Here is a 21,620-nt window from a genome sequence, read left to right as displayed (position 1 = left end):
CTAAAGTTTAGTTACTTTTACTAAACTAAATTACTGATTTATGAGCACTCTTCTAGAAAAAACAGAAAGTTTTGTTGTAGATACTTTGAATGAAAAATTAGATAAAAGAATTGTTTATCATGGATTGTCTCATACACTTCGTGTTGTTGAAAAAGCTTCGGAATTAGCTGAAGAAGCAAAACTAGAAGAAACGGAAAAGGAGCGTTTAGTAATAGCAGCGTGGTTTCATGATATTGGTTTTACTTTAATGGTTGATGGACATGAAGTAGAAAGCTCAAGGATTGCTTCGGAATTTTTGCACAAAGAAAAAGTAGATGCCAGTTTTATTGAAGAGGTAGACCAACTAATATTGGCAACAAAAATGGATGTGTCTCCTACAACAAAGTTAGAAAAGTTACTTAGAGATGCTGATTGTTCACATTTAGGAAGTAAAAATTACACTGAATTTTCTCAATTATTACAAAAAGAAATAGAGTTATTATCAGGAGAAAAAATAAAAGAGCTCGATTGGGTTAAAAAGAATATTGATTTTTTAACACATGGACATCGTTATCATACAGATATAGCAGTACGAAAGTGGGAAAAACAAAAAGCAAAAAATCTAGCTCAGTTGTTAAAAACAGAAAAGAAATTAAAACAAGAAAACAAGAAGCTGTCGCAAAAAAAAGAAGAACTACAACTTAAAAAAGATAAGGTAGAATTACCCGAGCGTGGGATAGAAACGATGTTTAGAGTTGCTTTGAGAAATCATATTACATTAAGTGATATAGCAGATACAAAAGCCAATATTTTATTATCGGTTAATGCAATTATTATTTCAATGGCATTATCTACGTTAATTCCTAAACTAGATAATCCTTCAAATAGTTATTTGATAGTTCCAAGTATTATTTTTATTGTTTTTACAGTGGTTTCGATAATTCTATCAATATTAGCAACAAGGCCCAATGTAACGCAAGGAAAGTTTACGCAAGAAGATATTATCAATAAAAAAGTGAACTTGTTATTCTTTGGTAATTTCCATAAAATGAACTTACAAGAGTTCGAATGGGGAATGAATGAAATGATGAAAGATAGAGATTATTTATACGGGTCTCTTACGAAGGATTTATATTTTCTAGGATTAGTTCTAAATAGAAAATATAGTCTACTTAGAACTACTTATACAGTTTTTATGATAGGAATTATTGTAAGCGTTGTTGCTTTCGTAATTGCTTTTTACTTGCAAAGCGGAAGTACTCCAGTTAGTTAATTTTTGTTCCAATAATGATTGAACGAATTCGAAATAAAGTTTTAAAATTAACTCTAGCTTCGACTCCGCTCAGCTACCAATATGATGGTGATTGAGCGAAGTCGAAATTATACTTTTGAATAAGTTCTAATTTGGACTCCGTTCATTTACCATTTCGTTTTCTATAGAATTTTATTTCATGTCCTTAATCAATTCATCAATTGATATGGAAGACTTTTCATTGGTTTCAGTTTCATAAAGCACCTCTACTCGAATTGCTTTTAATCCTGAAACACCTTGTAAATCCTCGAGTTCTAATAACTCAACTTTTCCTAGTTGATTTTTAGACTGTAAGAACTTGATATATTTTAAATACTCATCAGCATCTTTATCCTGAGAATATACTATTGAAATCTTTCCCGGAACTGTTAATCGCTCAGTCGTACCTTTAATATTAGCTTTGTCAATTCTCTTTTTTATAATTTCATAACGAATGTTATATGCACCATCAACGTCAAATTGTTTTTCATCCATTCTAAATTCAATAGAAAGTGGATTGCTATGTACAAGAATTAAGGAAGCAACTCGTAAATCATGATCTAAATCTTTTCTAAGTTTATAGGCAACATTCTCCATTTCATAGGTAGTTTGTAATTGCCATAAACGAAGGTTATATAAGTAAAGTGGATCGTATTTATGTTCTTTAGTTATAGATTGACCAATGTACATATTGTATTCAACACCATCTGTTTTGTATCGTTCAAAATAATGTGGAAATATCTTTTGCGCTTCTTCTTGTTTTTTGTCTATAAACTTTGCAAGTTTATCATTTAACTTAGTAACGCTATTCTCGTAGTCCTTTCGTTTTTCATAAACTACTTGTAGATTTTCGTCTAACAGGGCTAAATAGCAATCAACAACCTCCCTAAGTTCATCGTTAATTTCTTTGATATGATTAAAAACAGGATATATTTCACGTTTTAAAAAATCAAGAATTGCTACTTCATCACCAGCTTTCATACCTTTTTCAACATCGACCAAATATTCTTCAACACGATACATCAATTCATCATAAATTGGCAATGTTTCTTTTTTACAAGCTTCGCGTAAAACATGAATGGCAGAACTTAACTGCTTTGTTAAATCCTCTTTAATCGCTTTGTTTCTGGCCAATGAAGATTCTTTAATATCTGACTGTCCAAAAAGTGGGTACACATCATGAAAAGCGATTTTTTCAATTTTAGCATCCTCGTCTTTATCGAGAATCGCATTTTGATAATTCTCAGCAGCTTCATAAAAACGCCATTTTACCGATGGATGAATCGATGTGTAAAACTCTTGAATAGTAGCTTCTAATATATTTAAATATTCTTCAGAGTTACGTTCAGCAGCAGCCTTAAACATTGGTATAATGTCTTTAAGTTTTTGTTTGTTTACTGAATTTAATTCGTAAGCTCTTGGAGAAGCTATTTCAAGCAATAATAAATCCTGATTATTTGAGGTTTTAATCGGAATCAGGATAATGCTGTTGATTTCTTTATCTTCCAGATTTAAAGAAAACTTATTACCTCCTGAGAGTTTTTTATAATTCTCAACATCTGAAATGACAATACTTTCATTGTCGACAAAAATTTTATTGATAACATGATTACAGAAATACTTCTCGCAAGTGATTTGCTTTTCTTCTGTTAATAGAATGCTTTCAGAACGTTTTATTTTTACACTACCTTCATCTAAATGGCTAATATCAAAAACAGAGTATCCAACTTTTAAATCAGCAATACCAAAGAAATCTCTCAGGTTGTTTCGGATTTTTTCGGTCATTGAATCGTCTTCTCGACCAATTAAATTATTTTGAATAGAATTAATAGTTTCATCCGTAGTTACATCAAAAAGGTTCATGATTCCAAAACCTTTAAAGATGTATGAGTTGGGCGGAAACTTTTCTCTCCAAATATCAATATTGTTGAAATTATCTAACAGTAACTTTATATCATCTTCAGTTATTTCTGGAGCATCTTCGGTTTTAGTAATGTCCATGAAATCGCCGTTAAAAGCAACTCTGTAATGCCTTGTGAATCCTGTATTTTTATCAGGAATATCAAAATAGAAAGGACGTTTTAAGTCTACATTGTAATTGTAAATTGTTCCAAGAATTAATGTACATGCATATATATACATAGCATCTGGCTCAAAGTTTCTTACTTCAAATATATAATCATCTCCCGCATTGTCTAAGATATTTTCAAATCGGCTTGTAAATTTGAAACAAGTAAACGAAAATGGAACGGTAGCAGCTTTAATTTCATTTGAAGTTAATATTTCAGGGAATAATGGGTCTAAGAGAAGATTAATAAGTTCTTCATGTTTCTCCAACAATGAGAAGTCAGAGAAACCCTCAATTAACTCAGGAATTTTGTTGATCTCTTCAACCATGTGTTTAGCAGAGATATGATACGGATGACCTTTGAATTCCTCATTAGTATACTTTTTAAAAAGGTCGTAAACCACTCTAAAACTAATATTAATGTGTAACGGTAATTCTAAGTCTGAGCTACTATGAAAGTTACGAATTGTCATTTTTTCCCTTCTTTATCTGTAATTACAAAATTACGAAATGTTTACTTTAGTCTATTAAATCTAGAAAACCTTACAATTGAGACAAAAAAAACCGCCATATTTGGCGGTTAGTTTTTTAAAAGTGAAAATCGTAATCTCTTATTTTTCCTTTTTGACCTAAACTGTTGAATTTCCAGCTAAATCCTAACATGAAGTATTGTTGTAAAACAGTACTTTCAGAATCTTCAATATAGTTGGAAGTTGCAATTCTTCTAGCGTTGGTATTTTGATTTAATAAATCGTAGGCTTTTAAAGTAATAGTAGCTTTGTCGTTTAGTATTGAATAAGCTAAAGTTGAATTCCAGAACCAAGCCGATTGATTAAATCCTATAACGTTTGGATTATACGTATAATTTACATCATTTCTCCACTCTAACTTTTTAGGGAAGTTTGTTTTTGTTCTAATACGTAAACGATGACTCGTGAATTCTTGATCTAAGAACGAATTTACATTATATGAAGTTTTAGAAAAAGTAATATCATATCTTGGTTCAATCGAAACTATTTTATTCCAATTAAAAGAGAACCCAAAGTTTGGAGTTACCGAGAAAGTTTCAGCAATGTTATCTACGTTATTTAAAATATTAACACTTCTATTTCCGCTTAACCTTGTTCCTAATCTAAAGTTAATAGTTGTAATTGAATCTATCTTTACATTTTTGTTGTAATTAGCTCCACTCCAAAAGTCGTAAACGCCATCTGCATTATCATAGGTTGAAGTTCTCACTAAGTTATCATCAATACTTGTTCTACTTACAATTTGATTATTGGTTAAACTTCCTCCCATATACATGAAGAACCCTGTTCTTTTTTGCCAATTATATTTATTGAAGTTTGCATAAACTCTATGTGTTTGACTAGGCTTTAAGTTTGGATTACCAGTTACGATATTAGAAGGATTGGTAACATCACTAAAAGGTTGTAACTGATTAATGCTTGGAGCGTTATTGTCTAAGGAATAATTTAAATAAATTGAGGCTTTTGAGTCAAAACGATATCTAAAAGTTCCATCTAAAATAATGTTATTGAAATCTTTTTCAAGACTTAAGTTTGGTCGTAACAAATCAATATTTTGAAGAGTTCTATTTACCTGTCCAACTTCAAAGTTAAAACGCCATTTTTTAACGTTGTAAACTAAATCAATAGAAGGAGTTTTAGTAATGTCGTTATAAGTAAAGTTTGTACTTAAATCAGTATTAAAATTGGTGTAATCTTGTGTAGAGTTTTCGAAATCAAAAGTACTTTCAACATTGGTTCGTTCATCTCTTCTATAACGATATTTAGTATCTAAGAATAACTTTTTAGAAATTAAAGGAATCCTATAAGAAATTCTAGATCGAATGCTATTTAATTCATTGTCAATTATACTTTTTTGGTCTCTTACTTCAGAACTTGGATTTGTTCCGAAAATAGAAATTGTCGATTGATTAAAATCCTCTCCGTCAGATTGATCTATTTGGTTTTGAATAGAAGCTTTGATAAACGAACCTTTTGCCCCAAATCGTTTTGTGATGTCAATCGTATTCTGAAAATTTTTCGCATCAAACTTAGAGAAGGAGCTACTAGAAAACTCATTCGTTAATACTTGGTTTTCATCTAATGATTCTTCAAATCTATTAAAGATACTTTCTCTTCGATTAAATACAAACGAAGGATTTACATTAATTAAAAAAGTAGAATCAATTTCAACATCTAGTTCAGCATTAATACTGTGATTATGGTTTTCGTTATCTGAATTAGAATTTGAATTTGTGAAGTAACGTCTGTCCGGAAGTGTATATTCTCTATTGTTTCTTGAAACGTCTTTAGAATTACTTCCAGAGTAAAAATAGTCAGCATTTACGTCGAATCCCTTTTTGTATTCGTCTGCATAGGTAGCCCCAGCAGTTCTTGAAGAAATAATTCCACTTCCACCACCAAAACTTCTTCCATTGACACTAAAACCGCCATTTCCGTTAAACCAAACGCCGCCACCATTACCAAACATTTTTTGAATTTCGCCAAAACTAAAACCTGGAGAGTTAATGTTATTTGCACTGGCTAAAACACTAAAACGTTGATTATTATCAAAGCGATTTACCATAGTTGCACCTTCGTAACGTTCATCAGTTCCTCCGCCAGCAGAAACTCTACCAAACCAACCTTTGTTATTTTCTTTTTTAATGGTAAGATTGATGGTTTTATTATTAGCATCTCCTTTTTCACCAGAAAAAGCCTCGGATTTCGATTTAGTATCTGTAATTTGAACTTTTTCAATAATCTCTTTCGCCAGGTTTTTCGTTGTAATTGTAGGATCGTTTCCGAAAAAAGGTTTTCCGTTAACTAATATTTTATTTACAGGTTTTCCATTTACAGTAATTTTACCTTCTTCATCTACCTCAACTCCAGGTAACTTTTTTAATAAATCTTCGACATTAGCATTTTTTTTAGTTTTAAAAGATTTAACGTTGAATTCTAAAGTATCTTTTTTAATAGTAATTGGAGCTCTCGATTTTACCACTACTTCATTCAAAAGGTTTGATTCTTCTTTTAAAGAGATGGTTCCAAGATTAAGGTTCGGAGTTTTGTCTAGAGAAATAACTTTTGAATAGTTATCCATTCCGATAAATGAGATGAATAGCTTTGCTTTTTTGTGAAAAGATTTACCCTCTAGAGAAAAGTTTCCTTTCTCATCAGAAATAGTATAAGATACAATAGCGCTATCTTTAATTTTTTCTAAGTGGATTGTTGCGGCTTCAATTGGAGTTTTATCTTTTTCTGTTTGTATTTTTCCCGAAATACTAAATTTATAAGACTGCGCTTTTACACCTATAGCAAAGGTTAAAGCAATTAAAATCAGTACTTTTTTCATAGAAATTATTATTGTTTTTGATTGTCGGCGCAAAAAAACAAAAAAATCAACCTTTCAAAAAGTTAATAAAAGTTAATTTATGTTATTTTTTGAAAAGTTGATTCTGAGGGTGTATCAATTATTTGCGCAATTTAAAGCGCCTGATTTTACTTTTGTCTGAAATAAATACTAATAGGAACACCAGAAAAATCATAATGTTCACGAAGTTTATTTTCTACAAAACGTTTGTATGGATCTCTAATATATTGAGGTAAGTTAGCAAAGAAAGCAAACTGTGGAGTATGCGTTGGAAGTTGCATACAATACTTAATTTTTATGAACTTACCTTTAATTGCTGGAGGTGGCGTATGCTGCATAATCTCCAACATTGTCTCGTTTAATTTACTTGTTTGAATTTTGCGCTTTCTGTTTTCAAAAACTTCTACAGCAGTTTCAATTGCTTTGAATATTCTTTGTTTTGTTAACGCAGAGATAAATACTATTGGAATATCAGTAAAAGGAGCAACAGTTTCACGGATTTTTCTTTCGAAATCACGCATTGTATTTGTCTCTTTTTCAACCAAATCCCATTTATTCACCAGAATTACAATTCCTTTTCTGTTTTTTTCTGCTAACCAGAATATCTTTTCATCTTGTCCCTCAAAACCACGAGTTGCATCAACTACAACAACAGCAACATCACAATGTTCAATTGCACGAACAGCTCTCATTACAGAATAGAATTCTAAATCTTCTTTAACCTTCGATTTTTTACGAATTCCAGCGGTGTCAACTAAATTGAATTCAAAACCAAAACGATTGTATTTCGTATCAATTGAATCTCGTGTTGTACCAGCAATGTTCGTTACAATATTTCTGTCTTCACCAATTAAGGCATTAATGAAAGAGGATTTTCCAGCGTTTGGTCTTCCTACAACTGCAAATCTTGGTAATTCATTTTCTTTATCGTCATCTTCAGATGGTTCTGGAATTTTTTCTACAATAGCATCTAATAAATCACCAGTCCCACTACCATTTACTGAAGAAATAGTGTGGTAATCTCCTAATCCTAAGTTGTAAAACTCAACCGCGTCAGCAGCTCTCATTGCATTATCAACCTTATTTACCGCCATAAATAAAGGCTTTTCTACTTGACGTAAAATTTTAGCAACAGCATCGTCCATTGGTGTAATACCTTGTTCTACATCTACAACAAAAAGAATAATATCCGCTTCATCTAAAGCAAGCTGAACTTGTTTTCTGATTTCTTCTTCAAAAATATCATCTGATCCTACTACATATCCACCTGTATCAATCACAGAAAACTCTTTTCCATTCCATTCAGATTTACCGTAATGACGATCTCTTGTAACTCCACTTACTGAGTCAACAATAGCTTCTCTACGCTTAATTAATCTATTGAAAAGGGTTGATTTACCTACATTCGGTCTTCCTACAATGGCAACAATGCTACTCATTCAAAAATAAATTTTGGGCAAAGATACAATTTACTGAAAGGAAACCATCAGTATTTTTAAATACTATGCTTTTTTTGCTAACTTGTATGGTATTAACCTTATAAATATGGATGATCAGTTATACAATCAGATTTTTTTAAAACCTCGATTTCAACTTGAAATGAATTTACCTGCGACTGAATTAGTAGCTAAAATTTTAGATGTTGTTGATAAGGAGGAAAATTATAAAATTAAGATAGTTGATCATCATATAATAATTGATGTTCCGGAGAAAGAAAGTCATTTTTGGTCGCCACAATTACACATGGAAGTTGAAGATGGCGTAGATGAAAAGGCAAAAATCAGAGGATTATTTGGTCCGAAACCTCACGTTTGGACTTTATTTATGTTTATTCATTTTGGGGTGGCGTTGGCATTTTTCATCTTCGCCGTAATTGCTTACACAAATCATTCTTTGGGAAATAGTGTTACGTTTCCGGTAATCATGTTAATTGTGTTGCCTTTACTTTGGATTACCTTGTATTGGATTGGTAGAGTAGGGAAGTCTTTCGGGCAAAATCAAATGGATGAACTTAAAAGCTTTACTGAATCAATACTTAGAAAAGTAAAATAAAAAACAACCATTATTTTTAAACAATGGTTGTTTCTTTAAAAGAATGAAATTTTGATTACTGTACGTTTTGATAAATACTTACAGTTCCACTATCTTCATTTGAAACTAATAATAAGTCTTTTCCGTTCGGACTATCTTTAGCTGGAATAACTAATAAGCCTTCTGGAGCTTCATCTCCGTTATGAGATAAAATGCTTAAGAACATTGGCGAAGTTGGATTAGTAATATCATAAACCATTATTTGATCCGTTCGTTCTAGTCCAACAAAAAGAATACAACGTTCGTTATTTATATTTAAAACTTCTACAGCTTCTGGTTCTGCACCTTTGTCATCACTTCTTCCGTCATCATCATTAAACGTAGCTGGAGTTAATTCTAATGTTTTCTTAGAAATACTATTTCCGCTATCATAAATTAAAGCACCATTTTCAGACCAGATAGAAAAAGATCTTCCTCCATAAGAATAAAGCTTATCATAGTCTCCATCATTATCGGTGTCGCCCAAATCTAAAGCGATTTTTAATCTTCCTAAATTTTCTTCTTTTTGTAATTCAGTGGCATTTGGAAAAGCTGTAGGATCTAAATCAATTTTTTTGATTCTTTCTTCATTTACAAAGATTTCTTCGTCGTCATCTTCTGTGTCTGTTCCTTTATCATCAATATATTCTCTCGCGTCTCCTTCGTTTGCTGAAATAATATATCCTGTTCCATTAATATTCACATAAGTAATAGCATCTGGTTGATAGATTCCATAAACAGGAATATTGCGTAATTCTTTTTTACCGTCTTCATTACTCGGATCAATGGCATTTCCTGCAACATTATAATTTTTAAATCCTAAAGGATATATTCCTTCGATAGTTTTTGTAACTAAGTTTACTTTTTGCTAATCCGTTGTTTTCTTGCAAAGAAACCCAAGCTGTTTTTGAATCATCTGAAACTGCGATATATTCTGGTTCAATATCTTTTGTTAAATCAGCGTTCGGTCCAAATACTCTAAAACCGCTGCTTTCTAATGAAGCTTCCTGACTATTAAATGCAGCGAAGTTTAAAGTTGTAACATTACCGGTTTCAACAGTAATAATACTTATACTTCCTTCAGGGTCATTTGTATATAAACTATTTGGTTCTCCTTCATTTGCACAAATAATTAACTTTTCATCTTTAGAAAAAGTAACCATGTCTGGTAAAGCTCCTACAGTATAAGAAGAAATTAAAGTATTGTTTTCAGCATTATATAATGCAATTCTACCATCGTTTTGTTTTACGGCATCTTCAAGAGCTACTGCGACTTTTCCTTCATAAGTACTAATACTATTTGGCGCACCAGACATAACAGGTATTGATCCTGTTTTAACTGGAGCGTCAATATCTTTTAAGTCATAAACAGAAATTTCTTTTGCTTCTGAGTTAACAACAAATAGTTTTTGAGTTTTAGATTCGTATGCAGATATCTCTGCAGCGCCTTCTCCACCGACATTAATAGTGTTTACGTATTGGAAGTTAACTTCGGTGTTTATAGGTGTAATTCCGCTATTATCGTCCTTACAACTAAATAAAGTAGTCACTAATAATAGTGATAAAGTTTTAAATAAAATTTTCATGGTTGATAGTTTTGACAAAACTTCATGTAAAACTTTATTCAAAAGTTATGTAAATAAAAAGAGTTTGTTAGCGAATAGAGGCTAATGTTAAATTATTCTTTATAACCGAATCTTCGAAGTTGTTTATCATTCGATCTCCAGTTTTTATTTACCTTAACATAGAGGTCTAAATAAATTTTCTTATCAAAAAATTGTTGCAGGCTTTTACGCGCTTCTGTTCCTACTCTTTTGATAGCTGTACCACGATGACCTATAATAATTCCTTTTTGTGTTTCTCGCTCCACCATAATTACAGAACGAATTTTGATGATATTATCTTCTTCAACAAAACTTTCTGTTTCAACTTCAACAGAATAAGGAATTTCCTTTTTGTAATGCTGTAAGATTTTTTCTCTAATGGTTTCGTTCACGAAGAAACGTTCAGGTTTATCCGTCAATTGATCCTTTGGATAAAAAGGCGGTGAATCTGGAAGTAGCTCAATTATTTTATAGAAAACAGTTTCTACATTAAATTTTTCTAGCGCGGAAATGACATACACAAATGAATTTGGAACTTTTGAACGCCAATAAGCAACTTTTTCCTCGACTTGATCTTGTGTTGACTTATCTATTTTATTTAATAATAAAATTACTGGAATTTTACTATTAATAATTTTATTGAAGAAAGCTTCATTTTTTAATTCGGTTTCTCCAATTTCTACCATATAAATTAAAACATCAGCATCATCGAAGGCAGCTTTTACAAAATCCATCATGGAATCTTGTAATTCATAGGCTGGTTTGATAATTCCAGGTGTGTCAGAAAATACAATTTGATAATCTTCTCCATTAACAATTCCCAGAATTCTATGTCTGGTTGTTTGTGCTTTAGATGTGATGATAGATAATTTTTCACCAACCAAAGCATTCATTAAGGTCGATTTTCCAACATTTGGATTCCCGATAATGTTTACAAATCCTGCTTTATGTGTCATGCAGGCAAAGGTAAGTGTTTTTTATTCTGTTGATTATAAAAGACTCCTATAGTTTTTTTAAAAAAGGTTAATTTTTATTTGGATATAACTGAAAAATGTTTGTATCTTTGCCGTCCAATATCGCGGGATAGAGCAGTAGGCAGCTCGTCGGGCTCATAACCCGAAGGTCGCTGGTTCGAGTCCAGCTCCCGCTACTAAGTAAAACCGATTCAAATCTTGAATCGGTTTTTTTATTTTAATTCTTTGGTAAAACAAAACTATAGAATTAATTAAGCTGATTTTTAGGTTTTTCACCATTTTTCCAAGAAGTTAAATTTTCAACGGTGGTTTCACAAATATTTGTAATCGCTTCTTCCGTAGCAAACGCTTGATGAGGTGTTAATAATACTTTCGGATGATATATCAATTCTTTTAGCAACGGATCTTCAATTTCTTCCGAATCATGATGGTAGAAAAATACACCACTTTCTTTTTCGTATACATCCGTAGCATATCCTTTAAGTTTTCCTGATGCTAAAGCATCTAAGATAGCGGTTGTTTTAACGATACCACCTCGGGCTATATTGACGAGTATTAAATCGTCTTTTTTAATGATGTTAAAGAAATCTTCATTGATAAGATATTTAGTTTCTGAAGTAAGTGGTAAACTAATAATGATAATATTAGCTTGTTCACAAATAGCTTCTAATGAAGTGTACTTTACATCATACTTTTGTATTAATTCTTTATTTTCTTCTCTATCATTTACAAGAATTTCGCAATCAAAACCGTGTAAAATTTTTATAATAATGCTTCCAATCTTTCCACTTCCTAAGACACCGACTGTTTTGTTTTCAACATTTGAACCGACGAGATTGCCTAATGCAAAATTGTTCTTTTTTACCTGTTTATTTGCGGTAATAACGTGTCGTTTTAAACTCATGAGCAACGCAATAGCATGTTCTGCAATCGCATTTGGTGAATACTCAGGAACATTTGCAACTTTCAAGCCATATTTCTTTGCTGTGGTTAAATTTACGTTGTCATAACCAGCTGATCTTAAGGTGATATACTTTACACCGTTGCTTTTTAACTTGGCTAAAATGTTTTCTGAAGCATCGTCTGCTGAAAAAATAGAAATAGCATCAAATCCTTTTGACATTTCCGCTGTTTCTAAAGTTAATCGTTCAGAGGTATAACCAAATTCATATTCGGTATTATGCACAGAGGCTTCTAGAAAAGGTTTTTCAAAAGGTTTAGTACTGTAAATTAATGTCTTCATAAAAGTAAGTAGAGGTAATTTTGATTAAGATTTGATTTTTCCTATCATACAACTCACATAAGAAGTTGCTTTTTTACCGAGGCTATTTTCATCTCCTGAAATTGGATACCCTAACTTCGATAGTTTTTCTATTGCTTTTTGGACACTATTTTCGTTAGAATAGTCTAATGTTATTGAAGAATTCTCATGATGAATGTTCACCTCGTCAATTCCTTCAATTTTTAAAAGATTATCAGTAATCGTCTTTTCACAACCGCCACATTTTAGGTTTTGTATTTCTAGTGTGATTTTCATTTTAGTAATCGCTTTTATCAAAATTAATTAAAACATACCTCGGTAGAAATGATAATTCTCAGTTCGGATGTACATGATGGAAATCATTTTAATTATAAGTGAGATTATGTTGCTTTATATAAATTTTAAGATGTTAAAAAATGAAAATACAGCACTTAGATGAACGAGTTATAGATTATAAAGAATCTATTAAAACTGTTGTTGATAAGAAAAAAATGTGGGAAACGGAAACTAAAAAATTGATAGTCGACACGTTAAATGAAATCGTAGCACAGTATGATATAGGTTGGATTGTACAAGAGCTTAATTGGATAAATAATAACGAGGCTGTGAATATTACATTCAATTCATTTCCAGCTGAATTAATGGATTGTACCAATCAAATTCCATCGTATCAATTTATTCAAGGAGGCACATTGGTTTTTACAGAATCCTACAGTGGTGATGTGTATATATTTATAATGTTTCCTTTTGTAGAAAACTTAGACAACTCTAGTGTAGAATTAGGATTTTACACACCACAAGAAATTACAGAAAGATTGATCATAGAAAAAGTAGATGAGTTTTTAAAAGAAATGATTAAATGGGAAGTGCCAACTTATAAAAAAGGTTTAGGATTTAGAAGTAAAGAAAGTTGATAATCAATCTTATTTAATTATCAACTTTCTTTAGTTTTTTTAAAACTTTAAAAACGAGTATTCTCTAATCTCATTATCTGAAAAAAGAGAATATCTGTAGTATGTTATTTTTAAATAATAGCAGGGGAACATCTCTGATATTTCAATTATTCCGTTCTATATTTTCCAGTTATTGAATCGACTACTATTTTAAAAACAATAGGAACTTTATCATAATACATTTTACTTGAAAACTCCGAAATAAATAATGGTTTTTTATCTTCTTTTCGCGAGATAAGTTCTTTTATTCCTAGAGCGAATTCTCTCAAATAAGCTTTCGAATCAATACTCGAAAGTTTTTCAAAAGAACCTTCTGCTAGTACGGATTTCCAATTATTGATGTTTTCAATTTCTGTCACTCCAATCGAAACAGCATTGTTTTTTTCTAAAGCCTCGGTTTTATGACCAACTGAAGAATACATTATAAAAGCATTCTTGTCGGCATCAAAAAAATACGTGATGGGAACTACATAGGGTTTATTGTTATAGATGTACGATAAATTCCCGATGTAATTATCAGCTAAGATAGCTTTACTTTCCGTTAAGTTTAAGTCTCTAATCATCTGGTTATCATTTTAATATTTACTTGAAAGTTACACGAGATAGAGTTTAAAAACTATGATATTTATCACTTCTTAAGGGTGATGCAAGTAATTTCAGGAGGCATTCCTAATCTGCCAGGAAAACTTAACCAACCTAAACCTCTATTTACATATAAATATTGATTATTTATTTCATAAAGACCAGCCCAATGCTTGTATTTATATTGTATTGGACTCCAATAATATTTTTTATACTGAAAACCAGCTTGCATTCCGTGAGTATGTCCTGAAAATGTTAGGTTTATTCCTGTTTTGTATATTATTTCTTCTTCCCAGTGACTAGGATCGTGAGTTAATAACATTTTAAAAGGAATATTTTTAACAAGTTTATGAGCTTTTTTTAAGTTGCCATATCTTTTAAAAGGAGGATTTCCCCAATTTTCAACACCAATAATTGCTATCTGCTCATTATGTTGAGTTACGATTTCAGCATCATTCAAAAGAAGATAAAAATTGATGGTTTTGTAAAATTGTTTTATGCTATTAAAGTTTTGCAATTTATCTTCTTCAGAATCCCAATCACTATAATCGCCGTAATCATGATTTCCTAAAACTGCATATTTTCCTTTAGTAGCTTTTAGTGTAAGAAATATGTTTTCCCAACCTTTTAATTCCCAAGCATAATTGTTTACCAAATCACCGGTAATAAAAATGTAATCCGGATTCAACTCGTTAATTATATTAAAAGCATTTTCTAAAATTGAATACTTGTAGTTAAAGCTTCCTAAATGGATATCAGAAATTTGAACAATTTTCAATCCGTTAAAAGCCTTTGGAAGTTCGTGGATTTTAATAGTTTCATGATATACTTTAAACCTATAACGAGTTTTAAAAATTCCATAAAGAATTGCAAAAAACGGTAAGAAACCTGAAAGTAAACCAGATAAAGGAACTATAATTTGAGATTCTTTTTCTGTAAATAAATAATTTGTTAAGTATAGAAATGTAATAAAAATTACAAATACAATTTTAGGGATGAAAGAAGAAACGGTTAATCCAAATAGCGACGAAACTAACCAATATTTTCTCTCAGGATTTATATTATCTAGTCTAATTTTTAGCAGAATTATGGCAGTTATTAAACCTGAAGTAAAAATCCAGAAAAGAATATTTATGAGTGTTTCTAGTTTTTCAGAAACTATTAATTGTGTAATTTTCTGTAACCAATAGAAAGCAGCAATGTCAACTATTAAAATAGCGATACAAACGAGTAATATTTTAAAAAGTGAATAAGATTTCATCTTATACTTTTTTATGTAAGCGTCTTTTGTCTTTGTACGCCCAATAAATTCCTTTTACATCAGAAACCCAATTATCATATAAAAATATAAGTGTTATTTCTTCTAGAGTTTCTAGTAACCCGATGATTATCATAGTATAGAACAGACTATAGTCTGGATGGAAAAATAAGGCAGACAGAATAAAAACACTTTGTAAAATAGCTGATAATTTCGCTAGATAAGTGTGAAAAGCAGTTGCTTTACCATATTTATAATAAGCTATTATCATTTGAATGATATAGGGAATAAAGGTTATAGCAATTAGAGTTAAGTTTGTTTTGATAAAACTACTTTCAAAATAAAACAAACCGATTAAACCAACAATTAATGTTATTTGATCACCAAAAGAATCGAGTTGTGAACCTCTTGGACTTGTAATTTTTAATTTTCTGGCTATATATCCATCTATAGCGTCTGTTGAATAACTTATTAGTAATAACCAAGTGAATAATAAACGCACATCAAACCAGATTAAACCAAGTAAGAAAGGAGCGGCAAAAATGCGGTAAAAAGAAAACCAATCGGCAATGTTGAAGTTTTTGAATGTTAGCATTTTTATGATCTTAAAAATAAATTAATTCATTCTTTAGCAATTTACATTTTGAATTTATCAGACAAAATGATGAATATCATTAATGTTTATTGTATGATTTTTCCATCTTCCATTTGGATAATTCGATTAGTTTTTTCGGCAAATTCATGATCGTGAGTTACTACTAATAATGATAATCCTTCTTCCTCTTTTAGTTGTCTGAAAATATTAAACACATTCGAAGAGTTATGGCTATCTAAATTACCGGTAGGTTCATCACCTATAATTAAAGAAGGATTATTAATAAGTGCTCGCGCTATGGCTACTCTTTGTTTTTCTCCTCCAGAAATCCTAGAAGCTCGTTTTTTAGCTAAATGTTCAATATTTAACATTTTTAATTTACTCATAGCATCAAACTCAATTTCTTTTAATGTTTTTTCAGCTAGTTTTTTTGCAGGAAGCATAACATTTTCTAATACTGAAAACTCAGATAATAAATAGTGAAATTGAAATACAAAACCAATATGTTTGTTTCGTATAAATGATAAGTATTCGCTACTTTTTTGTGTGAGTAGTTCGTTGTTTAAAAATAACTCTCCTGAGTAATCGGTGTCTAGCGTAGAAAGTATATACAGTAAAGTAGATTTTCCACAACCAGATTTCCCCATTATTGAAGCAAATTCTCCTTTGTTTATCTTGAAATTGATATCCTTTAAAACATGAAAAGGTACAGGTTTTTGAAAGTGCTTGTTTATATTTTTTGCTTCTAAAACTATATCCATTTTATTGACCTCTTATGATTTTTACAGGATCTATTTTCTTAGCTTTTCTTGAAGGTAAATATCCAGCTAAAAAAGTAGAAATTAAAGCAAATGAAATTCCGATAATAAAGAACATTGGATCTAAATTAACAGGATACGTGTTTATGGTTGGTAAGGCCTCTGTTTCAAAAGGTATAGTACTTATAAACTTAGCCAGTAGATAACCACCAAGTAATCCTAATATTCCACCAACGACACCAATTATCATAGCTTGACTCATAAAAATTAGTTGAACATCTATACCAGAAAAGCCAGTTGCTTTTAATATTGCAATGTCATTCATCTTTTCATAAATAAGCATGTTTAAAATATTATAAATGCCAAACCCAGCAACAATTAAAAGCGTGATAGATACTGCGTACGTAATTAAGTTTCTGATGGAAGTACCTGTTTCAAACTGAGCGTTTGCTGTTTCTATATCTACCGCAGTTACTTGAAACTGATTTTCAATTTTTTTTGACAAAGAGACGGCTTTGCTAATGTCATGAAGTTTGATATTAATATCGGTAATATAATCTTCAGGTTTTCCAATAATTCTTTGAGCAGTTTTTAAATTAACAAAACTCTGTATATTATCTATTTCGGCAATTCCACTTTGATAAAATCCAACTATTTTCAGAGGAAATACATCACCATTTATCGTGCTAATTTGTATCCGATCTCCCACTTTTAATGACATTTTTTCTGCAATTCCCTTTCCAATTATAATTCCGTTATTGTTTTGTTGTAAACTTTGCAAAGTTCCTTTTACAACATAGTCTTCTAAGTTGAACAATTTAGCTTCTTCTAAAGGTTGAATTCCTTTTAAACTACCACCTAGTTCTATAGAACCAGCGATGTAAAATATAGTAGCTTTAACTTGAGGTATTGCACCTCGAATATTTTTTTTAGTTTTTAAATATTGAATAATAGGTAAGGCATTGTGGATTTTCTTTTGGCTTAATTTGGGTTTTATAGAATGTACAATGTTAAATGTATTTTGAGTCTCTTTGTACAAGTCTACAGGTTGCTTTTTTGAAGGCTTAATTTCGTTGTAAATATGTATATGTGGAGTTTGATTTATGATAAGATCATCTAACATAGTATTTAATCCAGTCATAAATGAAACCAAGGTAATATACGCTCCAATACCAAACATAACACCCATGGCGGCTGTAGAAGTTTGCTTAATTTTTGAAAGCAAATGGGTTTTAGCAATACTTAATATAACACTCCAGTTTAACATGTTTATTCTTTGTAGATGTATGTGTTTTCATCAATACCTGATATAACCTCAATAAATTCAATATTTTCAAGTCCAAGTTTTACGGTAACTAACCCGTTTTTTGTAAGTACTTGGTTACCTTCAGTCAGATAACTTTTTGGAATGGTTAGTACATTCTCTTTCTTTTTAATAATAATATTCGCTTCGCCCGATAAACCAGCATATAAAACTTCAGGAGCGTTTATAAATGTTGCTTCAACTTTAAAAGTTTGATTTCGTTCATCTTTTTGTGGGTAAATTTTTGAAACTTTAGCGCTAAATGTTTGTTCTTTATAAGCATCTAATTTTATAATTACATCCATATTCTCTCTAATACGAACAATATCAACTTCATCAACAAGCATTTCGATTAAAAAACGATTCGAACTTCCTATTAAAGCTAGTGGTTCTTGAATTGAAATTAGTTCACCAGGTTCTTTATAAATAGCGTACACTTTTCCTTTTATTTTGCTTTTTACAGTAAAGTCTTTAGTATTAATTTGAGAAACTCGATAGCTGTTTTCTGCCTGTTTGAGAGCCGTTTTTAATTGGTTTTCGGTTTGAGTGTATTTGTTTTTTAGTAGGTATAGGTTATTTTTTGACAATTCATATTTAAGCTTTCTAGCATCATATTCAGCATTTGAGCCAATTTTTTGTTGCCACAAGTTTTTTTGTCTGAAAAAATTAATTGAGTCATTCTTATAATTCAAATAAGCCGAAGCTATTTCGTCTTTTATGGTATTTAATATAGTGGCTTTTCCAAAATAATTTTCATGTGCTAATTGTAATGACAATTCACTGTTTTTTAAGTTGAGCTTTGGCGTATTATTTATTATTTGAATTATGTCTTGATTCCGAGCTACCTGAGTGCCTTCTTTAACTAAAACGTTCTCTATTATTCCAGAAACAGTACTATGAACATTATAAACGCTATCTGGTTGAATGGTTACCGACGAGTAAACGCATTCCACTAATTCCCTTTTTACCGGAAGCGTTTTATCTTGTTTGCTTTCGCAGGATAATAGAATATATATAACTAAGAAGAAAAGAGGATAAAGTTTCATGTTTTAGGTTAGTTTCATTTTTTTTAATGGAATAATTTTAACTGACACTCAAAATTAGAATCCACACTTCTTTGATGAAATGATATTTCTCATACCTTTTCATAACTGTTTTTTTGTTTAATTTATTGAAGTTGATATATATCATTTCGTTTTCCTTTTACTGAAATTACTTTTGGATATATCAATAACATTCAATTGGTGTTTTTTGGAAAAAACAATTTGATACATGTTTTTGAAATGGAACCTTCCGACCAAAACAAAGGGTTGTTGAATTTTACAGGTAATACTGTAGCAAGTAATTAAGAGTTTATCATTTGTTTTCTCTTTATTATCAGTAACTAAACTTTTTTAAAATGAAAAAAATCCTTCTACCAACCGATTTTTCCGAAAATTCGTGGAAAGCGATAGAATACGCATTGGCACTATTCGAAAATCAAAAATGTTTATTTCATTTCCTTCATGTTTATACACCTGTTATTTACGATGTTGGATATTTCGAAATTGGATCAGCGCAGATTGGTATGGTAGATTCCCTTAAGAAAACTGCAGAGAAGAGCATGAAAAACTTAATGGAGAAAGTAGCAACAAATTATAATAATGTAAATCATACATTTTCTTCGAGTGTGTCATTTAATACCATTACAAATGAAATTAACGAGTTATACAAAGCTAGTGTTATAGACTTTGTTGTAATGGGAACTAAAGGAGCATCAGGTTTAGAAAAAGTCCTATTTGGAACGAATGCGGTACAAGTAATAAAAAATGCTGAATGTCCGGTTTTAGCAGTTCCAAATGGTTATGTGTTTAATGATTTAAAAGAAGTTCTATTTCCTTCAGATTTTGAAGTGAATTTTCAAATAATAGATTTCCAATATTTTATTGATTTAGTAATTGGTTATAAAACCAAAATCAACTTACTCCATGTTTCAAATGATAATATGTTATCAAAGTTTCAGGAGTCAAATAAAGAAAAGTTAGAGCGTTTATTTGAAAAAACGGATGTAGAATTTACAATAAAAAAAAATCAAAGTATCACAGATGAAATTTCCAATTTTCAATCAATTAAAAAGATTGATATGTTACTTATGATAAACAATAAAAAGGATTTATTTGAAAAGCTATTTCTAAAATCAAAAGTTAAACAAATAGGTTTTCAAGTCAAGATTCCTTTCTTGGTAATTCCTTCATAAACAAGATTTTCAATAACTTAAATTAACAAAAGATGAAAAATATAGGTATTTGGCTAGATAAAAATCAAGCACACGTTGTAACTATAGAGAATAATGAAGAAACTTTTAAAACAATTCCTTCTAACATAGAGCATTTTCGTATTCATGGAGGCTCTGGAACTAAATTAAAAGGAGGTCCACAAGATGTGGTTCAGGATAGTAAATATTTAGAAAGAGAAAAGCATCAGTTTAGAAATTACTTTAACGAAATAATTCCTGAAATAAAAGAAGCAGATAGTATCGTGATTTTCGGTCCGGCAGAAGCTAAAATTAAGTTCAAAAAAGAGCTCGAAGAAAATCATAAAGCAGTTGATAAAAAGGTTGCCAAAGTAGAAACAGCTGATAGTATGACAGATAATCAGGTTGTTGCCTGGGTAAGAGATTTTTACAAATAGAGTGAATGTTTAGAATCTATGTAGCATGAAAAACCAAGCCGTAGGTATTACAAAATCATCTGGGAAAAGCATGCCATTTTCCATTCAAAAGCTTCAGAATTCATTAAGAAGAACTGGAGCAGATGAGCATACAATAACAAATATTGTACATAAGGTTCAAGAAGAACTTTATGAAGGAATATCTACGAAAGAAATATATAATAGAGCTTACGCATTGTTAAAAAAACACAAAGGTTATTTAGCAAGTAAATATAAACTGAAGAAAGCCATTTATGAACTTGGGCCAACTGGTTTTCCTTTTGAACTTTTTATTAGTAAAATTCTTCAATATTCTGGCTATAAAACTGAAGTAGGGCAAATTGTTCAGGGTAAATGCGTTTCTCATGAAATTGATGTTTTGGCTTATAAGGATACCCATGCAATTTTGATTGAGTGTAAGTTTCATGGAGAGCAAGGACTCAATAGCAATGTTAAAGTTCCGCTTTATATTCATTCTCGGTTTTTAGATGTCGAAAAAGGATGGAATTCTTCAAAAAACAAACACTTTCTTAAAGAAGGTTGGGTCGTAACCAATACACGTTTTACTGAAAATGCTATTCAATATGGAGAGTGTGCTGGGTTGTATTTGTTAAGTTGGGATTATCCTGAAAATGATGGATTGAAAGACCGCATTGACCGATTAGGTTTGTATCCAATTACAGTGTCAAGCTTACTTACAAAACGAGAGAAGCAGTTTTTGTTAAGTAGAAAAGTTGTTTTGTACAGAGAACTTTTGAAAGATTCTTTTTTTCTTGATCACCTTGGAATTTCTGAAGCAAGAAAAAATAGGATATTAAATGAAGTTAAAGAGGTATGTAATTTTTAAAAAAAGAA

19 protein-coding genes, 1 tRNA gene and 1 pseudogene are annotated in these 21,620 nt (G+C 30.6%); 7 read left to right on the top strand and 14 right to left on the bottom strand.

Translation table 11 applies throughout. The features are described from left to right. Nucleotides 1-40 precede the first annotated feature (40 nt). On the top strand, nt 41-1,252 hold the full coding sequence (locus ACOSP6_RS04270) for a Pycsar system effector family protein (protein WP_422094186.1): 1,212 nt from the start codon (nt 41-43) through the stop codon (nt 1,250-1,252). A gap of 171 nt (nt 1,253-1,423) precedes the next feature. Here ACOSP6_RS04270 and ACOSP6_RS04265 read toward each other — a convergent pair whose 3' ends face one another. The 3 genes from ACOSP6_RS04265 to der form a co-directional block, all read right to left on the bottom strand. After that, entirely contained in the window at nt 1,424-3,811 is a 2,388-nt protein-coding gene (locus ACOSP6_RS04265; protein WP_422094187.1) for a GAF domain-containing protein, read from the bottom strand. 115 nt (nt 3,812-3,926) lie between these two features. After that, nucleotides 3,927-6,701: an outer membrane beta-barrel protein gene (locus ACOSP6_RS04260; protein ID WP_422094188.1), complete on the bottom strand. Its 2,775-nt coding sequence runs from the start codon at nt 6,699-6,701 to the stop codon at nt 3,927-3,929. Nucleotides 6,702-6,847: 146 nt separating this feature from the next. Continuing rightward, entirely contained in the window at nt 6,848-8,158 is a 1,311-nt protein-coding gene (der, locus tag ACOSP6_RS04255; RefSeq protein ID WP_422094189.1) for a ribosome biogenesis GTPase Der, read from the bottom strand. A gap of 106 nt (nt 8,159-8,264) precedes the next feature. On the opposite strand from der, the gene ACOSP6_RS04250 reads away from it, so the two are divergent. After that, the gene (locus ACOSP6_RS04250) at nt 8,265-8,771 is read left to right on the top strand and encodes a GTP-binding protein (RefSeq protein ID WP_422094190.1); all 507 of its coding nucleotides are present in this window, start codon (nt 8,265-8,267) and stop codon (nt 8,769-8,771) included. A 55-nt stretch (nt 8,772-8,826) separates the two neighbouring features. On the opposite strand, the gene ACOSP6_RS04245 is transcribed toward ACOSP6_RS04250, so the two are convergent. The 3 genes and pseudogenes from ACOSP6_RS04245 to era all read right to left on the bottom strand — a co-directional run. Further along, on the bottom strand, nt 8,827-9,621 hold the full coding sequence (locus ACOSP6_RS04245) for a choice-of-anchor I domain-containing protein (RefSeq protein WP_422095702.1): 795 nt from the start codon (nt 9,619-9,621) through the stop codon (nt 8,827-8,829). After that, nucleotides 9,602-10,375, bottom strand: coding sequence for a choice-of-anchor I domain-containing protein (locus ACOSP6_RS04240; protein ID WP_422094191.1), 774 nt, complete (start codon nt 10,373-10,375; stop codon nt 9,602-9,604). Before ACOSP6_RS04240 ends, ACOSP6_RS04245 begins: the two co-directional genes overlap by 20 nt. 92 nt (nt 10,376-10,467) lie before the next feature. Continuing rightward, a pseudogene (era, locus tag ACOSP6_RS04235) lies at nt 10,468-11,358 on the bottom strand (GTPase Era); the annotation flags it as partial. 112 nt (nt 11,359-11,470) lie between these two features. On the opposite strand from era, the gene ACOSP6_RS04230 reads away from it, so the two are divergent. After that, a tRNA-Met gene (locus ACOSP6_RS04230) sits at nt 11,471-11,543 on the top strand. Nucleotides 11,544-11,614: 71 nt separating this feature from the next. Here the strand turns inward: ACOSP6_RS04230 and ACOSP6_RS04225 are convergent. Then, nucleotides 11,615-12,610, bottom strand: a complete 996-nt coding sequence (locus tag ACOSP6_RS04225; RefSeq protein WP_422094192.1) for an NAD(P)-dependent oxidoreductase — start codon at nt 12,608-12,610, stop codon at nt 11,615-11,617. A gap of 24 nt (nt 12,611-12,634) precedes the next feature. After that, nucleotides 12,635-12,904 carry a heavy-metal-associated domain-containing protein gene (locus ACOSP6_RS04220; RefSeq protein WP_422094193.1) on the bottom strand — a complete coding sequence of 90 codons (270 nt, stop codon included), beginning with the start codon at nt 12,902-12,904 and terminating at the stop codon, nt 12,635-12,637. A gap of 140 nt (nt 12,905-13,044) precedes the next feature. Here ACOSP6_RS04220 and ACOSP6_RS04215 point away from each other — a divergent pair, with 140 nt between their 5' ends. Then, a complete protein-coding gene (locus ACOSP6_RS04215) occupies nt 13,045-13,542 on the top strand; it encodes a hypothetical protein (protein WP_422094194.1) in 498 nt (165 codons plus the stop codon). Between the two features lie 146 nt (nt 13,543-13,688). Here the strand turns inward: ACOSP6_RS04215 and ACOSP6_RS04210 are convergent, their stop codons facing one another. The 6 genes from ACOSP6_RS04210 to ACOSP6_RS04185 form a co-directional block, all read right to left on the bottom strand. Continuing rightward, the gene (locus ACOSP6_RS04210) at nt 13,689-14,144 is read right to left on the bottom strand and encodes a pyridoxamine 5'-phosphate oxidase family protein (protein WP_422094195.1); all 456 of its coding nucleotides are present in this window, start codon (nt 14,142-14,144) and stop codon (nt 13,689-13,691) included. 65 nt (nt 14,145-14,209) lie between these two features. Continuing rightward, nucleotides 14,210-15,424, bottom strand: coding sequence for a metallophosphoesterase (locus ACOSP6_RS04205; protein WP_422094196.1), 1,215 nt, complete (start codon nt 15,422-15,424; stop codon nt 14,210-14,212). A gap of 1 nt (nt 15,425) precedes the next feature. Continuing rightward, nucleotides 15,426-16,016: a CDP-alcohol phosphatidyltransferase family protein gene (locus tag ACOSP6_RS04200; protein WP_422094197.1), complete on the bottom strand. Its 591-nt coding sequence runs from the start codon at nt 16,014-16,016 to the stop codon at nt 15,426-15,428. 86 nt (nt 16,017-16,102) lie between these two features. After that, nucleotides 16,103-16,777 (bottom strand): ABC transporter ATP-binding protein, encoded by a 675-nt coding sequence (locus ACOSP6_RS04195; RefSeq protein WP_422094198.1) that lies wholly within the window; start codon nt 16,775-16,777, stop codon nt 16,103-16,105. Nucleotide 16,778: 1 nt separating this feature from the next. Continuing rightward, nucleotides 16,779-18,041, bottom strand: coding sequence for an ABC transporter permease (locus ACOSP6_RS04190; protein ID WP_422094199.1), 1,263 nt, complete (start codon nt 18,039-18,041; stop codon nt 16,779-16,781). 2 nt (nt 18,042-18,043) lie between these two features. Next, entirely contained in the window at nt 18,044-19,030 is a 987-nt protein-coding gene (locus ACOSP6_RS04185; protein WP_422095699.1) for an efflux RND transporter periplasmic adaptor subunit, read from the bottom strand. Nucleotides 19,031-19,476: 446 nt separating this feature from the next. Between ACOSP6_RS04185 and ACOSP6_RS04180 the strand changes: the two genes are divergently transcribed. The 3 genes from ACOSP6_RS04180 to ACOSP6_RS04170 are packed head-to-tail and all read left to right on the top strand — an operon-like array spanning nt 19,477 to nt 21,612. Beyond that, on the top strand, nt 19,477-20,313 hold the full coding sequence (locus tag ACOSP6_RS04180; RefSeq protein ID WP_422094201.1) for a universal stress protein: 837 nt from the start codon (nt 19,477-19,479) through the stop codon (nt 20,311-20,313). A gap of 32 nt (nt 20,314-20,345) precedes the next feature. Next, nucleotides 20,346-20,747, top strand: a complete 402-nt coding sequence (locus ACOSP6_RS04175) for a hypothetical protein (protein WP_422094202.1) — start codon at nt 20,346-20,348, stop codon at nt 20,745-20,747. Nucleotides 20,748-20,772: 25 nt separating this feature from the next. After that, nucleotides 20,773-21,612 (top strand): ATP cone domain-containing protein, encoded by an 840-nt coding sequence (locus ACOSP6_RS04170; RefSeq protein WP_422094203.1) that lies wholly within the window; start codon nt 20,773-20,775, stop codon nt 21,610-21,612. Nucleotides 21,613-21,620 lie beyond the last annotated feature (8 nt).

The sequence above is a fragment of the Tenacibaculum sp. MEBiC06402 genome (assembly GCF_049239625.1).
Lineage (GTDB): Bacteria > Bacteroidota > Bacteroidia > Flavobacteriales > Flavobacteriaceae > Polaribacter.
This window is presented reverse-complemented; position numbering and strand designations above follow the sequence as displayed.